Raw genomic sequence first — 21,293 nt, forward strand, 5'->3', positions numbered from 1 at the left:
TCAAAATTTTAGAATGTTTATTAAAAGATTAGGGTATTTTTTATTAGGAGTTTCAATTAGCTCAATTGGAGTGTATTTTTTTTGGGAAAAGAAAAATGCATCTTTCGATTATGGTATGGATGCTAGAACATTAAAAACCATCAGAATTAAAGAACGTTTTTTTTCTGAAGATGCTAAAAAAGTTATGCAAAACTCTAATCTTGATACGCTTAAGATTTCAACTATTTTAAATAATGGTAATGTAGATTTTGGTAATAGTAAACCAAGGCAAAAACCTTGTGCAGAATACGTTATAACTGGTAAAAAGGATTTAGAAAATGTAAACCTATATATAACCAGATGCGATTCTACTGCAACAATTGATAAGATTATTATAGATTAAGTTTTCTATAAATGTTGTTTTTTTTGATATAATTACTATTTAACAATTCTTATACTTATCATATAAACCAAAGTTATTTAATATTAAAGGAATAATTTTATCTAATCTAGTTTGTTTTGTTTTTGCTCTTTTTGCTGATGAAATGTATTCACAAAACTCTCGTTGTTTACTATTTGTAAAATTTTCAAATTTTGATTTTAGAACTTTATTTTCAGATAATTTTTCAGCTAATTCATCTGGTATAATAACATCTTTTTTAGATCTATCAGTTTTAATTTCCTTCCCTTCATTTACATTTTCTATGGCTTCTAAAATGTAAGCCTTTATTAAATTCGCATTAATTTCTTCTAAGTTATTAAAACGCCATTGCAACATAGCTTTCGTTTTGCCTTCTTGTGCATTAATAAATACTTTATGTTTATCTTTTAATAAAGCTCCTTGAAAAAACCATAAACCACAATAGTCTTTAAAAGCTGCTAAACCAACAATGTTTTTCCCTTTGTAAACATAAGTTGGTGCTCCCCATTTTATAGTCTCATCTAAAGGTAAATTAGTAATTATAAATCTTAACAACTCTAATTCTGTTTTCCAATTTTCTTTTTTAGAGATATATTCATCTATTTTATTCATAATTTATCTTTTAAATTTTCTAGATAATGAGCTTCAATTTTATCAATATTTTTAATGGTTTTCTTTACCCAATCATAATATAAAATTTCTTTTTCTTCTTTAGTTAATTGCCAATCTAATTCAGAATTTCTAAGTTTTGTAGTAACATCTTGTAAAATAATTGCTGCTGCTACAGAAATATTTAAACTTTCTGTAAAACCAACCATTGGTATTTTTAAAAATCCGTCTGCATTTTCTTTTACATAATCAGAAACCCCTTCTGCTTCTGCTCCTAATATAAATGCAGATTTTTTGTTAAAATCAAAATTGTGTAATAAATTAGAATCGCTATGAGGAGTTGTAGCAATAATTTGATATCCTTTTTCTTTTAAATTATCTAAACAGTTTTTAGTATTATTTCCATCTGTTTTATAACGATGACTAGTAATCCATTTTTGAGAACCTTTGGCTACATATCTAGAAACTCTATTTATGTATCTATTTTCTATAACATGCAAATCTTGAATACCAAAAATATCGCAAGTTCGTACAACAGCACTTGCATTATGAGGTTGATATATATCTTCTAAAACTACTGTGAAATGACGAGTTCTGTTTTCTAAAACGGTTTTAAAGGTATCCTTTCTTTTATCAGTTAAAAAGCTTTCGAAATATTCTAATTGTTTTTTATCAATCATAAATACAAAATTATGATTTTATTCTTATTTTTATACTCTTAGTCTTTTTTTAAAAAAATTAGTGAATGAAAAAAATTGTTATTTTAACTGGTGCAGGAATTTCTGCAGAAAGTGGTATAGAAACGTTTAGAGATGCAGATGGTTTATGGGAAGGTCATGATGTTATGGAAGTTGCTTCACCAAAAGGTTTTGCAGCAAACCCTGAATTAGTTTTAGATTTTTATAATAAACGTAGAAAACAATTATTAACTGTAAAACCGAATAAAGCTCATTTAAATTTAGTAGAATTAGAAAACAATTTTGATGTTGAAATAATAACACAAAATGTAGATAATTTACACGAAAAAGCAGGTAGTAAAAAAGTTACTCATTTACATGGCGAGCTCTTAAAAGTACGCAGTTCTATTGATGAAACTTTTGTTTTAAATTGGCACAAAGATTTATTTCTGGGCGATTTGTGTATAAATAACAGCCAATTAAGACCACATATTGTATGGTTTGGAGAAATGGTACCAATGTTAGATAAAGCCATAGAAATTACACAGAAGGCAGATATTTTGGTTATTATAGGTACTTCTATGCAAGTATACCCTGCTGCGAGTTTAATAAATTACGCACAGCAAAATATACCTATATATTTTATAGATCCTAAACCATCTGTTTCTGAGAGTAATTTTAATAACTTAACAATTATTAAAAACGTGGCTAGTAAAGGTACAGACGAGTTAATTGAAATATTAAACAGTTAAGCTTTTATTAACTTGCTTGATAAAAATGATCGTAAATTTCTTTACAACCACCACCAACTATAGAAAAGTTTTTATCTTTAGAACTAGCTAATGTCATTAAATGCTGAATTGCATTTAAACCATTTTTATCTATTTCTATAGCTTCTTCTATATTTAGAGTAATTTTATTTTTTTTATCAATTTTATTGATAAAATAAGTTAAAAATTTAGGAACATTTAATGAGTTTACGTTTCCTTTTAGATGATAAACACTTTTCTTTTTAGAGATTTGTAGGGGCATAATATATTTATTTAAGGGTTAATTAATCTATTTCTTATAATATAGGATGTTTTAAGAAAAATTGACTAGTTTAAAAAATGCAAAACTAAATTTTAAGTTTTTTGAATTTTTTATTTTAAATTCTCTCTTTGTTTCTGTTTTAATCTTTTCCAGTTTCTTATTACTAAGCTTACCATAACAATTAACATTTAAAGCAGTTACAAATAATGAAACTAAAATAATGAACACTCCTCTCATGATATATTTATTTATATCATAAAATTAAAAATTAATTAATTTTAAAAGTAAAATCTTCGTTTTTATCAGATTTACTTACGATGAATGAATATTTTAATACGATTAAAGTTATAGTAAATCTAAGCGTTTCATTAACTCTGGCCTATTAGATCTACTTACAGGTATAACTTCTTTTTTAATTAATACGCTATTATCTTCTATATCTATTATCTTTTTTACATTTATTATGTAAGATCGATGAACTTTTAAAAATAAAGAATCTGGTAGTTTTTCTTCAATCTTTTTTAGCGTTGAATGTACTATATAATTTTTATCTTCAGTTTTTATATCAATGTAATCACCTTTTGCTTTTATTAAATATATGGTAGACAAATCTATCTTAATTAATCTACGATCAATATTTACATAAAAATCATTTTTTACGGCAGCTTCTTTTTTAGTTTCAACTTTAGATTCTGATAATTGTAATTTTTCTGCTTTTCTAATTGCTTTTTCAAAACGAGGCAGTTCTATAGGTTTTAAAAGGTAATCTGCAATAAAATCATATTCAAAAGCTTGAATTGCAAATTTAGGATCTGAAGTAGTAAAAATTATTTTTGGTGGGTCTTTTAGTGTTTTTATAAAATCTAAACCACTAAAATTAGGCATGTGTATATCTAAAAAAATTAGATCTACACTGTTTTCGTTTAAATATTTCATAGCATCTATAGCCCCAGAAAATTCTTTAACGAGATTTATTCTTTTTATTTCATTGCAAAGAGTTCTTATAATAACTCTTGCCATTTGTTCATCATCAATAACAATACAATCCATGAAGGGGGAAGCGTCTAAATTGTTTTCAAAAATAAAGAGATATCTAATAATGTTTGTTCAAAATATTCTTTCTGCATATTATCTAAATTATGTTCTCGAAGATTTTTTTCAAACTCATTAGCCTTCTCGTAACTTGTTTCAAGTCCTAAAATACTAAATTTATGTTTAATTCGATGAACATTATCTTCAATTTCTTTAAAATCTTTTTTTTCAATGCTACTATTATATTCTTCTACTTCATCAGGAAACTCTGTTTTAATAACATCTATTAAGGTATTTTTAATAGATTCATCTCCTCTAGCTAACTTATCAATATATTCTAAATTTGGTTTTTCCATAGTTATTTTTTTAAAGTAAATATAAATGTTGTTCCATTGCCTAGTTCAGATTCTAAACAAATTTTACCATGGTAAGCTTCAACTATTTTTTTAACAATAGATAGCCCAATACCTGTAGATTTGTAATCGTTTTCAAGTTTTTGAAATGCAACAAATATTGTTTCGAAGTATTCTTTTTCTATTCCTTTACCATTATCTTTAATTTTAAACTTCCAGAAATCACCTTCATCAAAAAATAAAATATCTACAAGCCCATCATCACCTTTATCATTAAATTTAATAGCATTACTTATTAAGTGATAAAATAATAATTCTAACCTATGTTGATCTCCATAAATTAATGGTAATTTTTCCGGTATTGAAACAGGTATATCATTTTTATTTTCAATTGTAAATGATAAATCATCTATTAAAGAATTTAAATCTACTTTATAACGTTTTGTTTCTGCTTTACCTATTGTAGAATATTGCAAAATACCCTGAATAAGGGTGTCCATTTTTTCTACATTTTCTTTAATTAAATTTACAATTTCTCGACCACCTTCACCTAAATTTTCATAATAATCTTCCTTAATCCAACATGTTAAAGCATCTATACTTTGTAGTGGGGATTTTAAATCATGTGAAACCATGTGAGCATAATCATTTAATTCTTGATTTTGTTGCTCTAAATTAGCTACTAATCTATCTTTCTGTTTATTAATTTCGATAATCTCTTTTGTTTGATTATCTATAAAATCTACTAACTTTAAAGAATCTGAATCTTCATGATTATTTACTTCTTCTAATTCGTAAAATTTTAAATTATTAATTACATTATTTAATTTAGAAATAATTTCTTTCTGTGATTCTGATTCTTTTTTTAATTTTTTATTCGATTCAAAAAGTTCTTCAGAACTAATAGACGCTGCTCTCTGCAGCATTGTAAATTGGTCTTCTGAAGTTATATAAGATCTATTTACAGCATCTAAGAACACTTCCAAGTCTTTGTTGGCATGTAATTCTTTAGGTAAATATTTTCTTATTTGTCTTTTTAAAAGAGAATTCATTATTCACTAATTAGAGTAATAGCCATAGTTTGGTTATGTAATTGGCAATTTACTTCATCATTAAAAGGTGCTATTTCACCATAAGAATATAAACCACAAACTGTAGCATCTTTCCCAACAACTTCTAACACTTCTTCTACTTCTTCTTCTACTCTTTGATCTAAAACTAGTTTTCTACCAATACAACTTACTAAAATTGCTAATTCTGGTTTAGAATTCCTATACTCTAAAGCTTTACTAGCTCCTAATTCTGCTGCATTAACTATACTATCTACATTTGTCATCATTAACTGAACTTTTGATTCTTCAAAAATATCACCAGCTAATATCATAGAGTTTTTTTCTTCATTTATATTAAGAATAGTTCTAACAATTGATTTTTTTTCATCTGAAGATTTTACTTTTAAAGGATATAATAATGCAGCTCCAGGTAATTCTTTACTTTTTTCTCCTAAATAAGTTTTGTATAAATCTAAAGCTGGTTGCCCATCTAATTCATATAAAATATTGCCTTGAGATTTAGTAACAATTCTTTCTGGTCCAAAAGGTGTCCATCCTCCTTTTGTAGCAAATGAAACTTCTAAAGTATCACCATATAAACCAATGGCTACAATTTTACCTTCTTTTGGCAGTTCATTGTAAGATGTTAAAGTAATTTCAAATCTAGATCCATCACCACATAAAGCTCCTGTAATCAACAAATTATCATCTGTAGCAGCATTCATACCTTTGGTTAATTGACTACCATTTACAAAGCTACCATCAGAAACCACAAAAACATATTTTAAATTGTCTTGAGGTAATTGTTCTATTAATTCTTTTCCTGTTTTAAAACTGTTGATTTTGTTTTCATTATTTAAAACATTTGTGGTTTTAATAACAAAACTACTTTTCTCAAATTCTATTGCTGTAATGGTTATAGATTCATCATCTACAGACTCTGAAGTTATGTCTCCTGAAGTTGAGCCAAATACTAAATGGCCATCTGGAAAAACTGTTTTTATTTCATCGTAAATATTTTTATCTTGTAACATATATCTATTACCAAATACAAGAACTAATGGTTCTTTTAAAGTAATTTCTTCTGATATATACTTTAGATTTTCATTTCCGATTTTCTTTAACTGAACAGTTTTCATTTCTTTATTTTTTGAGGGTGAAAATAAATTTAATGTCTATAATTTTTAAATTACAAAATGGGTTGGTTTAAATTTACAATCTTTTTAGCAATTATTAAACCAAATTCAACAGAATATTTATAATTATGTTTTAAATACAATTTAACTTATTATAGATATAATAAAAAGAAAACATTTTAAATGATTATAATCTGATATTTTAAAATTTAGTTTTATTTATAACTATAAATCTATAATTTTCTTAATTCATTAACACTCCAATAAGCTAAAACTGTTTCAATTTTCTTAACATAATCTTCGTATTTTAATGGTTTTAAAACATAACCAGACATTCCTGTTCTATAACATTCTAGCAAATCTTTTTGGTTACTAGATGTAGTTAAAATAATTGTAGGAATGTGTTTTAAATCATCATCTGCCTTAATAATTTTTAAAAACTCAATACCGTTTATTTTAGGCATATTAAGATCTAATAGAATAATATCTGGAATATTAGCTTTGTCTTCTAAAAACTGTAAAGCTTCTTCTCCGTTTTTAGCTTCGTGAATTGTATGTTTTAATTTTAATAATGAAATGGTTCTCTTCATTTTCATTATTTCGATTAAATTATCTTCTACCAATAAAACTTTTAAAATATTTTCCATTTCAGCTATAACATTATAAGGAGTTATCAATATACAAAATAAGTTTAAAGTTAAGTTATTTTTAGGTAATGCTTGTTTAAACGTTAAAAACTTAGGTTAAAACACAAAAAAGTGTCGATAAGCTGTTTTTATCTAAAACTAATTTATTTAATCAATTGACTAAAATACTCAAAAATTTCTCCTTTAGAGATTGCACTTCCTTTTTCAATTAAGTCAAAAATCTCTTCATTTCTCTTTGGATTATATGGTTTAGAACCTTTAAAAATATCTACAGAATTATCTAAAGGATTTTTCATTAACCACTCAAAACCTTCTTTTTTCAATAAATTAATATCCCAATTTACCTTAATTGCTATTCTATGAACCTCTTGTTGATCGCATTTAAATAAATTTACTGATGTTTCAGAAAAGTGTTCTAAATAATTTGTTTTACTTAACACATCATCCCAAACAATATCAGAAAAAATATTCATTTCCTCTTCTGCAACTTCTGGTTTTTCTTTTTTAATTTTATCCCATTCTTTTACATCTATACTTTGTGTAGCTAAAAAGTGTGCAAATTCACTATGTAAGCTTTCAAATTGTTCTTTAGTAAGTTGTCTGTATTTCATATGTATCTATAAAAAAACCGCCCAATTTTGGGCGGTTCAAATATCTTAAAAATTTATTCGTTTAGAAAATATAACGTAAACCAACTTGTGCTTGCCAACGTGAATCTAAATTAGACGAATAACCAAATGTACTAGTTTGTGTTCCATCAAAAGTATAAACTGGTGCACCAGCAGCATCAAAACTAATACCAATTGGTTGAACACTGTTTGGTTGTTGAATTAAACCCCATTTAGAGCTTAATAAGTTACCAAAGTTTAAAATATCTATACTAAATTGAATGGTATTGGTTTTACCATTACTAACATTTATATTTAAGTCTTGTAAAAATTTAATATCCCATCTACCTCTCCAAGGTGCTAAAGCTCCATATCTTTCTGCATATTGTCCTCTTCTACCACTTAAATAATCATCTTGAGCTATAAAAGTATCAAAAGCATCTCCTTGACCAGCTTCAGAGAATTGCATTTGAGAAATTTCATCAGTTGTTGGTATATAGATTAAATCGTTACCAGCTGCTCCATCACCATTAATATCTCCACCATAAGTATAATTAAAACGACCACCTTGTGCATACTCAAAAAATGCAGTTAACGTAGTTGCCCATTTATCTTCTGTACCATAAGTCCATTTTTTACTAGCCACACCAATAAAACGATGAGTGTCTCCGTATTTAGAATAGCTTAATTGCTCGTCATTTACATTGTTTAAAGCAGGATTAAATGCAAACGCATCTCCTGTAATTTCTGCTTCAATTGAGTTCACATCTTTTGCATTTAAGTAATTATAAGCTAAACTTGTATATAAACCATCATCAAAAGTTTTTTGTGCTTTAAAAGAAGCATTCCAGATTCTACCTTTATCAGAATTTGTTAAAGTATAAGCATTTGCATTTCCTAAAAATGAAGTTGCATGATCTTCTGCTAAATAAACTGGTCTATTGTCTACACCTGCTAAAGTACCTGTTGGCGTTTTTAACCCCCAGTTTTGTACGTGAACTCCATTTATATCTTTTGTGTAAGAGATGTCTGTAGTTAAAACTACACCATTTTCTAAACGTTTATCTACACCTATATTTGTTCTCCAAACTTGTGGAAATTTAAAATCTGGATCTACTACTTGGTAAAAGAAAACATCAGAACCACTTACTTGGTTACCTATCCAAACAAAAGGTAAACGACCTGTAAATAAACCTGTTCCTCCTCTAATTTGTAAACTAGCATCACCATTAGTATCCCAATTAAAACCAACTCTTGGTGAAATTAACCATTGATTAGAAGGCATTTCTGTAGAATCGAAAACGTAAGCTTCTCCATCTGCTGGATCATAATACTCAATATCTGGAACAAACCACTCAGAATTCTCTGTATCAATAAATTTTTGAGCTAATTCTGAAGTATTAAAAAACAAAGGTTTATCGAATCTTATACCATAAGTTAATTTAAAATTGTTGCTTATTTCCCATTCATCTTGTACATAAAAAGCTAATTGACCAAAATTCATTTCAGCTAAATTCCAACCACCATCAACACCATCTTCTAAACTATTTCTATCATTAAAAGTGGTTTGAGCAGCAGCCAATGCAGCAGCATAATTATTAGCATCAAAATCAGCAATATCTACACTACCAAAAACATCAAAACCATAACCTTTTAAGTTAAATGAATTTTCGAACATAAACTTTTCAAAAGAAAAACCAACTGTATAAGTATGATCTCCTTGAAAAAAGCTCATATTATTTGTTAATTGAATAACTTTTTGATCTAACTTATTATTGATAGAAAATGGTTCGTGACCAGCTATAATATAAGGTGATCCGTTTTTATAAATGTTAATTACTGGAGCAGGAGCAGAAAATGGATCTCTTGAATCTTCGAAATGAGAATAACCTACTTGTAATTTATTTGATACATTATCAGATAAAGTTGAATTTACTTCTAACTGAAAAGAATTTAATATGTTATTGATTCTGTATCCAGAATTTTCGAATTGTAAAGTATTAAAATCTGGACCCCTTCTGTTGATTGCTGTTGGATGAGCTGGTTTATCTTTAGATGCATCTAAAAAATTATAGATAAAAGCCAAACGATTATTATCATTTATGTTCCAATCTAACTTTAAAATACCTTTTATAGATTCTGTTTGATGTGTATAACCTTCATAAGTTCCAGGATCGTAACCTATACCTAATAAAGCATCTCTAACATCAATTAAATCTTGTTCTAAAACTCTAGATTCATTAATTGCTCCAGAACCTGTATTTGCTACCCAACTTTGTCCTAAATCTTTACGTTCATCTTTTTCAAAATTTGCAAAGAAAAATAACTTGTCTTTAATAATTGGGCCACCAATACTAAAACCTACTTGACTTTGCGATAATTCTGGCACAAATATATTGTCTCCATTTACTTTACTACCTGTTAAGTCTTCGTTTCTGTAAAAACCATAAACAGTTCCTTTAAATTCGTTTGTACCACTTTTGGTAACTGCATTTACGGAAGCACCTGTAAAACCAGATAAAGTTACATCATATGGTGCAGTAGATACAGAAATTTGATCTATGGCATCTAATGAAATTGGCTGTGAACCAGTTTGACCTCCAGGAGTTGGAGCATCTAAACCAAAAGGATTGTTAAAAATAGCACCATCCAAAGAAAAATTATTGAATTGGTCGTTTCTCCCTCCAAAAGAATTACCACTTGCAGATGGCTCTAAACGTGTAAAATCTGATGAAGACCTAGATATGGTTGGTAAAATTTTTAATTGAGTAGCAGAAACACTAGTTTGTGCACCAGTTCTATCGCTATTAAAAGTTTTATTTTTAGATGATGAAATTACAATTTCATCTAAAGCTTGGCCCTCTTCTGCCAATTTACCATTAATAACTGTAGTTTTACCTAAAAGTAAAAATACATTTTCTACTACTTGAGGTTTAAAACCTAAATAACTAAATGTTACTTTATAAGGCCCACCTACTCTTAAATTAATAACAGTAAATCTACCATTATCTTGGGCAGTTGTACCTGTTAATGTACCTGTAGGCTCATGTAAAACTGATATTGTTGCTCCTAAAAGCGGTTCACCAGCATTGTCTGTAACTAGTCCTTTAATTTTAGAGGTAGTAACTTGGGCACTTGAGTAACCAATTACTAATAAAATTAAAGACAACATTAAAAGTAATCTTTTTTTCATTTTATGATTTTATTTGAATTTACCACAAAAATAAGCCATAAAAAAAACACCTGCTTAAAAGCAAGTGTTTATTTCTTAACAAATAGTTAACAAATTTGTAACTATTCTGCAACTACTTCAAAAGTAATATCTGCAACTACAGCTCTGTGTAATCTTACAGCAGCTTCGTATTTACCTAATCTTTTTACAGAACCACCAACAACTTTAATAAATTTCTTGTCTAATTCTGTACCAGCTTTTGTTAATGCAGCAGCTAAATCTATGTTGTTTACAGAACCAAATAATTTGTCTCCAGAACCAGTTTTAGATGCAATTTTAATTTCATATCCTTTAATTGTTTCAGCAATTGCGTTAGCGTCTTCAATTAATTTAGCTTCTTTATAAGCACGTTGTTTTAAATTCTCTGCTAAAACTTTCTTTGCAGATGAAGTTGCTAAAACAGCTTGCCCTGTTGGGATTAAAAAGTTTCTACCATAACCGTTTTTAACAGATACAACATCATCTTTAAATCCTAAATTTTCTACGTCTTGTCTTAATATCAATTCCATTTCTCTAGGTATTTATTATTTTAACATATCACCAACGTAAGGCATTAACGCTAAATGACGCGCTCTTTTAATTGCTTGCGCAACTTTACGTTGATATTTTAATGATGTTCCTGTTAAACGTCTTGGTAAAATTTTACCTTGTTCGTTTACTAAATACATTAAGAAATCTGCATCTTTATAATCGATATATTTGATACCTTTTTTCTTAAATCTACAGTATTTAGCTTCTTTTTTAGTTTCTATATCTAATGGCGTTAAATATCTAACGTCAGCAGATTTACCACCTTTTGCTTGTTGTTCTATTGATGCCATTTCTTATTTTTTTGAAGATTTAACTCTTTCACTTCTAACTTTAGCCCAAGCTGCAGCATGTTTGTCTAATCTAACAGAAAGGTAACGCATAACGCTATCATCTCTTCTAAATTCTAACTCAAATGCAGCAATCTCTTCACCAGCTACTTTGTACTCTAATAAATGGTAAAAACCACTTTTTTTCTTTTGAATTGGATAAGCTAATTTTTTTAAGCCCCAATCTTCTTTAGAAATCATTTCGGCACCTTTAGAAACCAAATAGTCCTCGAACTTTTGTACTGTTTCCTTTATCTGAGTATCAGATAAAACGGGATTCAAAATGAAAACAGTTTCGTAATGATTCATAATTAAAAATTTATTGTTTAATTTTAAGGGTGCAAATATACTAACTTTTTTGTATTTATAGCATCTTTTTTATGTTTTAAAATTCTTATTTTTAAAACCTTAAATTACTCTCCTAATTTTTAAAAAATGGAAATACCAGAAATACCCGATTTAATTCATTACGCAATACCTTTTTTTGCTTTTACAGTTGTTCTAGAAATAATTTTAACTGTAAAGGTTAAACTCGAAGATTATGAATTTAAAGATGCAGGAACATCTATATTAATGGGTTTAGGTAATGTTTTTGTTGGTTTATTTACCAAAGGAATTATTTTAGCTTGCTTTTTTTTTATATATAAATATAGACTTTTTACAATTCATTTTACTTGGTGGTCTTGGTTAATTATTTTATTTGCTGAAGATTTTTGCTATTATTGGAATCATAGAATTGCACATGAAAGTAGATTCTTTTGGGCTAGTCATGTGGTGCATCATTCATCAGAAAAATATAATTTAAGTACTGCTTTAAGACAAACTTGGACAGGGAGTTTCTATACATTTATCTTTTGGTTTCCTTTAGTTTTAATTGGTTTTCATCCTATAATGGTAATTGTACAGATGTCTATCAGTTTAATATATCAATATTGGATTCATACTGAAATGATTGATAAAATGCCAAAATGGTTCGAAACTATTTTTAATACTCCAAGTCATCATAGAGTACACCATGCAACAAATGCACAATATTTAGACAGAAATCATGCTGGTATTTTTATTATTTGGGATAAACTTTTTGGCACTTTTGAACCCGAAGTTGAAAAACCTATTTATGGTTTGGTTACAAACATTAACACTTATAATCCTATTAAAATTGCTTTTTTAGAATGGAAAAATATGTTTAAAGATTTTTATCAATCAAAAACATCACTTATAAACAAATTAAAATATTTGATAAAACCACCTGGATGGAAACATGATGGAACAGGAGTTTTATCTACAGATCTTAGAAAAGATTGGGAAGAAAATAGTGGAAAAAGAAAAAAGAGGTAAACATCACATAAACCTCTTTTTTACAATAAAAACCAAAAATAATTAATCAAAAATACCTTCTAATTCTTTATATACTATTTTACCATTTACAATATTTAAACCTTTAGCTAGGGTTTTGTCTGCTTCACAAGCTTTTTCCCAACCTAGATTTGCTATTTTTAAAATGTAAGTAAGTGTAACGTTTGTTAATGCCATTGTAGATGTGTAAGGTACAGCTCCTGGCATATTTGCAACACAATAATGTACTACATCATCTATAATATATGTAGGATCTTCATGTGTTGTTGCTTTTGTGGTTTCGAAACATCCTCCTTGATCTACAGCTACATCTACAACTACAGTTCCTGGACGCATTTCTTTAAGCATATCTTTTGTGATTAGTTTAGGTGCTTTACCTCCTTTTACTAAAACACCTCCCACAATTAAATCGTGTGTTTTTATATGTTCTCTTATACTATATTCGCTAGAAAAAGCAGTAACTACGTGGTTTGGTAATACATCATTTACATAACGTAAACGTTTCATATTAATATCCATAATAGTTACATGTGCACCTAATCCTGCTGCCATTTTTGCTGCTTGTACTCCAACAACTCCTGCTCCTAAAACTAATACCTTACCTGGTTTTACACCTGGTACACCACCTAATAAAATTCCACGACCTTTAATAGGTTTTTCTAAATATTTTGCTCCTTGTTGTATAGACATTCTACCTGCCACTTCTGACATAGGTGTTAACAAAGGCAAACTACCATCTTCATCTTCTACAGTTTCGTAAGCAATACAAGTAGCTTTACTTTTAAGCATTGCTTTTGTAAGTGGCTCACTTGATGCAAAATGAAAATAAGTAAAAACAATCTGATTTTCTTTTATTAAAGGATACTCTAAAGCAATTGGTTCTTTTACTTTAACAATCATATCACTTTGATTGTAGATATCTTCTATTGTTGGTAAAATTGTAGCACCTACTCTTACATAATCTTTATCAAAAAAACCACTACCTGCACCTGCATTAGATTGTACATATACTGTATGATTGTTTTTAGTCAATGAAAAAACTCCTGCAGGCGTCATTCCAACTCTGCTTTCGTTATTTTTAATTTCTGTAGGGATCCCTATTATCATCAAATTTTATAAAAATAATTATGGTGTAAATTTAAAACCTTTTTGTTTTATTTTAAACAAAAAGGTTTTAAAAAGTTATTTTTATGATAATGACATAATCTTAACATCAAAATAATAAAATGATAAAATTTACTTATATTTTTTAAAAATTACATGTTTTATAGTAAAAATATGTAATCAAAATAGATTATTATCATCGATATTAATTCAAATCTAAACGTATTCCCATAGAAAAGTTTCTAGTTTCGGTATTTTTAAACAATGGATTTAAATCATACTTTACATAAAAGCTCGTATTTTTATAACCTATATAGCTACTTAAACCGTAGTTAAAAACATTCATATTAAAATTATCATATTGTAACTGTTCAACTTCTACATTAGTATTGTCTCTATACTCTAAATATTGTCTTGTACCTAGTTTAAAGCCAACAAAACCACCAACTCCTAAACGCACACCTCTATTTGTTCTATCTCTTACTCTGCCATCATCATAAGTTCTATTTTTAGAAAAATCTAATTCTAAATGCATAGGAAAGTTCATTTGTACGTGACGTAATCTACTTTCTGATAATTGATTACTGAAGTTTTCAATTTCTGTAACATCTCCGTTTTTAACGTGAATTTTATTATCTTTTAAACGTAAGTTGTTCCAAAGAAAAGAGAAACCGTATTTAAAATATAATTTTGATGGTTGTCTAGAAAATCGGGTTTTCCAGGTCCACCCTAATTCGTAAAAATGCGATTGCCATAGTTTATATTCTGAATCATCTAAAGAAGACAAATCGTTATCATTTAAAACATTATTTAATCCCATTGCAAAAACAAATTGAGTTGTGGTACTTCTTTGTTTCTTATTTTTAGTTTTCCATCTTTCTTTTCTTCTATTATTGCGTTCTTCTAAATCTCCCTCAGAAATATTAAGCCTAAAAACTTTACTACCAATAGTAAAAACATTGTCTTCATCTTCGTCTGTAATTGATTCTTCTACATCTTCTGAAGTAGCAATTTTACCATTCGTTTTATCTTGCACTAAAAGTTGTAATAAACGCTCTTGCTCACCAACTAATTTTTCAATTCGTCTTGCATGATAAGCAGCAACTTCTTTCTTAAGAGTTTCTGCAGTGGTTTTTGTGATTTCTCCTTTTTCTAACTTTTTATCAATATCAATAACTTTTACTTTTAAAGAATCTTTTTGTTGTTTGGTAATTCTTTCTATTCTTTTTGATATTTTACTTACTTCTTTCTCGAATGTTTTTTCTTGAGATTGGGCAATAGTTGTACATAACAACACTAGTATTAGTAGTATTCTTTTCATTTTTAATGGGTTTTAAAGATTTTGTTTTTTTCTGTTTTTGTTCAATGAAGTTATAATAAAGTAATCTGTTAATTAATTATTAGATTGCTTATTAAACTCACATTGATAAACTATTTAATCGTTTCTACTGGCAATTGCTGATGCAATATCTGTAACTCTTCTTTTTAATGATTTCATAAAGTTATTCTGAAAGTCATCATCATCAATTGTGCGTTCTACTTCTGCTAAAATAGTATTCGGATTTACTTTTATGTTCGATTTTTTGAGCTCATTTTTAATCGTTCTAAGTACATCTTCTCTATTCACATTGTATTTTGCATAATATTCTTTTACTTCTCTTGGGCTGTGTGTAACTGCATATAATAAATCGTCTGCGTTTATTTTTATAGTGCTATTTGGGTCTTGTTCTAAGATTTTTATTTTATTTATTGAAGATTTTTCTATTTCTGTAGAAATTACATCCTTATTTTCAATATCAACTTTTGCAATAACTGTTTGTTCTTTTTTAGTTGCGTTATTTTTTTTATGTTGATATTTTTCTCTCTTAACAATTACCTTTTCAGTATTTTTTTTGTTATCAAATTCTACTTCTTTTTGATTTACTAAAGCTTCTTCAACAGGAATTTCATTAATAAATTTCTCTATTTTTTTATCAATCAAATTAGTATCAATAGGTGATATTACAATTTCCTCTTTTGGTATAATTTCTTCTGTATCATCAGAAAACATTTTAATACCTATTGTAACCAATAACAAAATACTTGCTGCTGCACCTATATAAAAAAACCTGCCTATTTTCTTTTGTTTTGGTTGTTCGTCTAATTGTACAGACAAACGTTCCCAAGCAGAAGCTGATGGCTTAAAAGTTCTATTCTCAAACTTTTGTTTTACGTCTTTATCTATTTTATTTGTCTTCATTAATTACTTTATTCATTTTAATATAATTCTGTTGCAATAATTTACGTGCTTTAAATAATTGCGATTTTGATGTACTTACAGAAATACCCAATTGCACTGCTATTTCTGAATGTTTAAAACCTTCTATGGCGAATAAATTAAACACCATTTTATAACCTTCTGGTAATTGATCTATCAGTTTTTGAATATCTTCTACAGAAGTATTTTCTAAACTTTCTGTGGCTGCATCATTAAAAACATAATCTTCATCAGATAAATCGATTCTATTTTTTTTTCTGAGATAAGAAATACATGTATTTACCATAATTCTTCTTATCCAACCTTCAAAACTACCTTCGTGTTTAAATCTGTGTAAGTTTGTAAAAACTTTTAAAAAGCCTTGTAACATTAAATCTTCTGCGTGATGTAAATCTTTTACATACTGCCTACAAACACCTAACATTTTAGGCGAATGCTGCTCAAACAATTGTTGCTGCGCTTCTCTGTTATTATTAACCGCTTTTTTTATGAGCGATTTTTCTTGATTATGCAATTTTATAATTTTCAAGCCTCTTCAGTTAGTTTTTATTGCCTTACAAATATAAAGACTACAAAGTTTTTAAAAAGGTTGCTTTGGGTGTTAAAAAAAATCATTTATTTTCAGATTATTTAAAATGGGTATAAAATTTGATACATTTATAACCAATAAGTAATTACAACTATGAAAAACAAACTTACCTTATTATTACTCCTAGTTCCTTTTTATTTTTTTGCACAAACAACCAATAATACTAATTTTAAAACTATTTCTGGTTTTATAAAACATAAAGACAAGGCACTTTCTAATGTAACTATTTTTGTAGAAAACACAATGCGTTATGCAATTTCTGATACAAATGGTTTTTATACTATTAAAGCTAAAATTGGTGAAACCTTAAGTTATAGTTATTCAGGATATTTAAAAACTTACGTTATCGTTGAAGATGTTTCTGAAACGTTGAATATCAATATGATTGTTGAAAACAAATCGTCTAAACTAAGATTTAATTCCAACCCAAAATTGGGTGATGTAAATATTGGAGAAAATGTTCCTGAATTTGGAGTTATTAAAATTGATGGAAAATCTTTAAACAAATATGCTACTTCATTAACAAGAGCTCTTGTAGAAAAACTAACTTTTTTTTACATAAAATTTAATAAATATGGAGAAGAAACACTCTATTTAAAAGGCAAGGAATTTAATGGTTCTGCTGTTTGGTTGATTGATAATTATGAATTTGATATTCCTTTTCCTATTCTAATATCAGAAGTAAAAGAAATTATTGTAATGAACTCTGAAAAAAACAATCCAGTAATTAGAGTTAGTACGAACATAGATTACAAAAAGTTAAAGAATATCGATTTTAACAATTATTTTTTTACTGATGATGATTTTTATAGTTATGATGCTAAAAAAGTCAAGAAATTAAAAAACATCTATCCTTTTTTAGATAAATACAAGAAAATTTCTAAAGAAAAAGAAGCACTAGAATTATTTGAAAACACTTATAAAAAGGACAAAAATAATAAAGATTATTTCTTAAATATTTACAAATATTTTAAAGATAAAAAATTCGATAATACATTTTTATCAGAAATACTATCAACGTATGAAAAGGAAGCTAATAATAATCCAGAAACTCTAAAGGCAATTGCTTATAAATATCAAGAAATAAATGAAGATAAAAAAGCAATTGAAGTTTATAAAAAAATTATAAAACTAAGACCTAATTACCTACAATCTTTTAGAGATTTAGCGAATGCATTTTTAGAACAAAAAGAATATAATGAGTTTTGGAAAACCTATCATTACTTTTTGAATAAAGGCTATAAAGTTAAAGAAGATGATATAGGTGAAATTATTGCATCAGAAATTATAACTGTATATAATTTGGATATCGAAAACGATAATAATCGTAAGAAAATTAAGATTGAAAACCCTAATAAGAATGTAAAAAGTGATGTTAGACTTGTTTTTGAATGGAATACAACTGAAGCTGAATTTATAATAGAATTTGTAAACCCCTATTTAGCGACTTATAAAATTGAGAATTCCTTTAAAGAAAATCAAAGTTTGATAAAAGATCAAAAAATAAAAGGATATACTTCTAAAGAAATTTTTATTGATAAATTAATTCCTGGATTTTACTTAGTAAACCTAACTTATTTAGGCAATAAACAAGAAAAACCTACTACTTTTAAAATTACAACTTATTATAATTGGGGAAAAGAAAATCAATCTAAAAAGATTAAAGTATTTGATTTTTCAAATTACAATGTAAAACATCAGTTAATAAAATTAAGTAGAAAATACTTATAAAGTATTACTGAAACCAATATTAATTAAAAACTAACATTCTAAAATTAGTTAAAAAAACAATTATTAATTGCAACTTTTAGAGCTTTAAGATAAAAATTTCCTAGTAAGCATCAACATCCATAATAAAACGAATTGGTCTAAAATCTTTAACAGCTTCGAACGTGTTTTTAATTTTTGCAACTTGATTTTTAGTGTTTGCTAAACTTTGTTTTGGCGGAATTTTGATTACAATATTTTTAATATACTGATTTCTAATTCTAGAAACTGCAGGTGCTGTTGGTCCTAAAACGTACTCACCAAAAGAAGCATACAAAGCTTTAAAAAGCCAATTTACTCCACTTTCTACTTTATTATAATCTCTATGTTTTAGGGTTATTTTTATCAATCTATAATAAGGAGGATATTTAAACTGCCAACGTTCTTGTAATTGTTCTTTATACATTTCTGTATAATTTGTGGTTGAAACTTGCTGTAATATTTGATGATAAGGATTGTAGGTTTGTATAGCCACATTTCCTTGTTTTTTATATCTACCTGCTCTACCAGAAACTTGCACCATCATTTGATAGGCTCTTTCATGGGCTCTAAAATCTGGAAAATTTAGCATAGTATCAGCATTTAAAACTCCAACAAGGGTTACATTATCAAAATCTAATCCTTTAGATAACATTTGTGTACCTACTAAAACATCAATTTCTCTGGCTTCGAAAGCACCAATTATTTTTTGATATCCGAATTTACCACGAGTTGTATCTAAATCCATTCTTCCTATTTTGTAATCAGGAAACAATTCTTTTAATTCTAATTCAATTTGCTCTGTACCAAAACCTTTGGTGTCTAAGGTATTACTACCACAAGCAGAACAAGAATTTGGCATTGCTCTTTGATAACTACAATAATGGCAACGTAACTCGTGTCTGAATTTATGAAATGTTAAACTAACATCGCAATTAGGACATTGAGGAGCCACTCCACAAGTTTTACATTCTACAATTGGTGAATATCCACGTCTATTTTGAAATAAGATTACTTGTTCTTTTTCATCTAAAGCCCCTTGAATTAATTTTAACAAACGATCAGAAAAATGACCTGTCATTTCCTTTTTCTTTTGTTTATCTTTTACATCTATCAATTCAATTTTTGGTAATTGTACATTTCCATGACGTCTATTTAATTCTACAAAACCATATTTGTTTTGTTGAGCATTAAAATAACTTTCTAAAGAAGGTGTTGCTGAGCCTAATAATATTTTTGCTTGATGCATTTTTGCCAAAACAATAGCTGCATCTCTAGCATTATATCTTGGTGATGGCTCAAATTGTTTATAAGAAGTTTCATGTTCTTCATCAACAACAATTAATCCTAAATTAAAAAAAGGTAGAAAAATAGATGATCTTGCTCCTAAAATAATTTGCGCTTTTGATTTATTTTCAAGCACGTTATTCCACACTTCTACTCTTTCGTTCATTGAATATTTAGAATGAAAAACAGAAATTTGTTCTCCGAAATAAAATTGCAAACGTGTTATAATTTGGGTCGTTAAAGCAATTTCTGGCAATAAAAACAAAACCTGTTTACCATTATCTAAAACTTCTTGAATTAATTTTGTGTAAATCTCAGTTTTACCAGAACTCGTAATTCCATGTAAAAGTGTAACATCTTTTTTTATAAAAGTTTCTTTTATCTCTAAATAGGCTTTTTCTTGAAACTCATTTAAAGTTTTAAGTGAATTAGTATCACCTTTAAAACTAATTCTATCTGTTTGAATTTGGTAAAACTCAAAGATATTTTTATCTACTAAAGATTTTAAAACTGCAGATGAAACGTTCGCTTTTGTTTCTAAATCTTTAGCTTTTATTGGTTTTTTTGTGGTTGATAATTGAAAGAACGTTAAAACTGCTTCTCTCTGTTTTTTGGCTCTAGATAATTCTTCTAATAAAGAATTTAAGGAATCATCAGAAGTATAAGCTGCATGTAAACGAACGTATTTTACCAATTTAGGTTTGTACTGTTCATAAATTTTTTCTTGAATATAAATTGCCGATTTTTTAATCAACTCATTAACAATTGGCATTACTTTTTTCTTACCTAAAATATCTGCAACCTGATGAATTGTTAATTGAGATTGATGTTGCAAAGCTTCAAAAATTAAAAACTCATCATCCCCTAATTCATTTTCATTAATAAAAGCCTCGTTTTTATAAACAATGGTTTCGCTTTCTAATAAAAAAGCAGAAGGTAAAGAAGCTCTATAAACATCACCTAAAGCACACATATAATAATTAGCAATCCATTGCCAGTGTTTTAATTGATGTTCATTTACCAAAGGTTTATCATCTAAAATTTGATGAATATCTTTAGCTTCGTATAATATTGGTGCTTTTTGATGAATATTAAAAACTAAACCCGTAAAAAGCTTAGTTTTACCAAAAGAAACAGCAACTCGCATTCCTTTTTTTAAAAAGTTATATTCTTCATCAGTAACAGAATACGTAAAAGTCTTCTGAATTGGTATAGGTAATATGACGTCTATATAATTGATATTGTAAAATCTTTAACATTTAAAAAATCAAAATTAAATAAAAAATAGTACCTTTATACAAAATAATTTAGCAATTAAT

Annotated in this window: 22 protein-coding genes; 4 read left to right on the forward strand and 18 right to left on the reverse strand. The window is 27.5% G+C overall.

Annotated elements, in window-relative coordinates; genetic code table 11:
• The first annotated feature begins 13 nt into the window (after positions 1 to 13).
• Entirely contained in the window at positions 14 to 382 is a 369-nt protein-coding gene (locus tag KO506_RS09935) for a DUF4258 domain-containing protein (protein WP_215994754.1), read from the forward strand.
• Between the two features lie 39 nt (positions 383 to 421).
• On the opposite strand, the gene KO506_RS09940 is transcribed toward KO506_RS09935, so the two are convergent.
• Together KO506_RS09940 and KO506_RS09945 are read right to left on the reverse strand one after the other, a co-directional pair.
• Positions 422 to 1,012, reverse strand: a complete 591-nt coding sequence (locus KO506_RS09940) for a YdeI/OmpD-associated family protein (RefSeq protein WP_215994755.1) — start codon at positions 1,010 to 1,012, stop codon at positions 422 to 424.
• The gene (locus KO506_RS09945; RefSeq protein ID WP_215994756.1) at positions 1,009 to 1,689 is read right to left on the reverse strand and encodes a TrmH family RNA methyltransferase; all 681 of its coding nucleotides are present in this window, start codon (positions 1,687 to 1,689) and stop codon (positions 1,009 to 1,011) included. The genes KO506_RS09940 and KO506_RS09945 overlap by 4 nt, the downstream gene beginning before the upstream one ends.
• A gap of 65 nt (positions 1,690 to 1,754) precedes the next feature.
• Between KO506_RS09945 and KO506_RS09950 the strand changes: the two genes are divergently transcribed.
• Positions 1,755 to 2,438, forward strand: coding sequence for an SIR2 family NAD-dependent protein deacylase (locus KO506_RS09950; protein WP_215994757.1), 684 nt, complete (start codon positions 1,755 to 1,757; stop codon positions 2,436 to 2,438).
• 7 nt (positions 2,439 to 2,445) lie between these two features.
• Here the strand turns inward: KO506_RS09950 and KO506_RS09955 are convergent, their stop codons facing one another.
• From KO506_RS09955 to rpsF, 11 genes are all read right to left on the reverse strand, one after another.
• Entirely contained in the window at positions 2,446 to 2,718 is a 273-nt protein-coding gene (locus KO506_RS09955) for an STAS domain-containing protein (RefSeq protein ID WP_215994758.1), read from the reverse strand.
• Positions 2,719 to 3,063: 345 nt separating this feature from the next.
• Complete coding sequence (locus KO506_RS09960; protein WP_215994759.1) at positions 3,064 to 3,768, reverse strand: LytR/AlgR family response regulator transcription factor; 705 nt, start codon at positions 3,766 to 3,768, stop codon at positions 3,064 to 3,066.
• Positions 3,769 to 3,782: 14 nt separating this feature from the next.
• On the reverse strand, positions 3,783 to 4,106 hold the full coding sequence (locus tag KO506_RS09965; RefSeq protein ID WP_215994760.1) for an Hpt domain-containing protein: 324 nt from the start codon (positions 4,104 to 4,106) through the stop codon (positions 3,783 to 3,785).
• 2 nt (positions 4,107 to 4,108) lie between these two features.
• Complete coding sequence (locus tag KO506_RS09970; RefSeq protein ID WP_215994761.1) at positions 4,109 to 5,155, reverse strand: sensor histidine kinase; 1,047 nt, start codon at positions 5,153 to 5,155, stop codon at positions 4,109 to 4,111.
• A complete protein-coding gene (locus tag KO506_RS09975) occupies positions 5,155 to 6,294 on the reverse strand; it encodes an FIST signal transduction protein (protein ID WP_215994762.1) in 1,140 nt (379 codons plus the stop codon). The genes KO506_RS09970 and KO506_RS09975 overlap by 1 nt, the downstream gene beginning before the upstream one ends.
• A 230-nt stretch (positions 6,295 to 6,524) precedes the next feature.
• Positions 6,525 to 6,938, reverse strand: a complete 414-nt coding sequence (locus KO506_RS09980) for a response regulator (protein ID WP_215994763.1) — start codon at positions 6,936 to 6,938, stop codon at positions 6,525 to 6,527.
• 143 nt (positions 6,939 to 7,081) lie between these two features.
• Positions 7,082 to 7,549, reverse strand: a complete 468-nt coding sequence (locus KO506_RS09985) for a DUF6495 family protein (protein WP_215994764.1) — start codon at positions 7,547 to 7,549, stop codon at positions 7,082 to 7,084.
• Positions 7,550 to 7,610: 61 nt separating this feature from the next.
• The gene (locus KO506_RS09990; protein ID WP_215994765.1) at positions 7,611 to 10,739 is read right to left on the reverse strand and encodes a TonB-dependent receptor; all 3,129 of its coding nucleotides are present in this window, start codon (positions 10,737 to 10,739) and stop codon (positions 7,611 to 7,613) included.
• A gap of 101 nt (positions 10,740 to 10,840) precedes the next feature.
• A complete protein-coding gene (gene rplI, locus KO506_RS09995; RefSeq protein ID WP_215994766.1) occupies positions 10,841 to 11,287 on the reverse strand; it encodes a 50S ribosomal protein L9 in 447 nt (148 codons plus the stop codon).
• A gap of 15 nt (positions 11,288 to 11,302) precedes the next feature.
• Positions 11,303 to 11,599, reverse strand: coding sequence for a 30S ribosomal protein S18 (gene rpsR, locus KO506_RS10000; protein ID WP_015480245.1), 297 nt, complete (start codon positions 11,597 to 11,599; stop codon positions 11,303 to 11,305).
• A 3-nt stretch (positions 11,600 to 11,602) separates the two neighbouring features.
• Positions 11,603 to 11,944 (reverse strand): 30S ribosomal protein S6, encoded by a 342-nt coding sequence (gene rpsF / locus KO506_RS10005; protein WP_068358101.1) that lies wholly within the window; start codon positions 11,942 to 11,944, stop codon positions 11,603 to 11,605.
• Positions 11,945 to 12,070: 126 nt separating this feature from the next.
• Here rpsF and KO506_RS10010 point away from each other — a divergent pair, with 126 nt between their 5' ends.
• Complete coding sequence (locus KO506_RS10010) at positions 12,071 to 12,973, forward strand: sterol desaturase family protein (protein WP_215994767.1); 903 nt, start codon at positions 12,071 to 12,073, stop codon at positions 12,971 to 12,973.
• 42 nt (positions 12,974 to 13,015) lie between these two features.
• Here the strand turns inward: KO506_RS10010 and ald are convergent, their stop codons facing one another.
• From ald to KO506_RS10030, 4 genes are all read right to left on the reverse strand, one after another.
• A complete protein-coding gene (gene ald / locus KO506_RS10015; protein ID WP_215994768.1) occupies positions 13,016 to 14,098 on the reverse strand; it encodes an alanine dehydrogenase in 1,083 nt (360 codons plus the stop codon).
• Between the two features lie 202 nt (positions 14,099 to 14,300).
• Entirely contained in the window at positions 14,301 to 15,416 is a 1,116-nt protein-coding gene (locus tag KO506_RS10020; RefSeq protein WP_215994769.1) for a hypothetical protein, read from the reverse strand.
• Positions 15,417 to 15,530: 114 nt separating this feature from the next.
• A complete protein-coding gene (locus KO506_RS10025; protein WP_215994770.1) occupies positions 15,531 to 16,334 on the reverse strand; it encodes a hypothetical protein in 804 nt (267 codons plus the stop codon).
• Positions 16,321 to 16,881: an RNA polymerase sigma factor gene (locus tag KO506_RS10030; RefSeq protein WP_215994771.1), complete on the reverse strand. Its 561-nt coding sequence runs from the start codon at positions 16,879 to 16,881 to the stop codon at positions 16,321 to 16,323. The genes KO506_RS10025 and KO506_RS10030 overlap by 14 nt, the downstream gene beginning before the upstream one ends.
• A 153-nt stretch (positions 16,882 to 17,034) precedes the next feature.
• Here KO506_RS10030 and KO506_RS10035 point away from each other — a divergent pair, with 153 nt between their 5' ends.
• Positions 17,035 to 18,672, forward strand: a complete 1,638-nt coding sequence (locus KO506_RS10035; RefSeq protein WP_252726836.1) for a hypothetical protein — start codon at positions 17,035 to 17,037, stop codon at positions 18,670 to 18,672.
• 100 nt (positions 18,673 to 18,772) lie between these two features.
• Here the strand turns inward: KO506_RS10035 and priA are convergent, their stop codons facing one another.
• The gene (gene priA, locus KO506_RS10040; RefSeq protein ID WP_436836412.1) at positions 18,773 to 21,196 is read right to left on the reverse strand and encodes a replication restart helicase PriA; all 2,424 of its coding nucleotides are present in this window, start codon (positions 21,194 to 21,196) and stop codon (positions 18,773 to 18,775) included.
• Between the last annotated feature and the right edge of the window lie 97 nt (positions 21,197 to 21,293).

Origin of the sequence: Polaribacter vadi (assembly GCF_018861005.1) — a bacterium.
GTDB lineage: Bacteria > Bacteroidota > Bacteroidia > Flavobacteriales > Flavobacteriaceae > Polaribacter > Polaribacter vadi_A.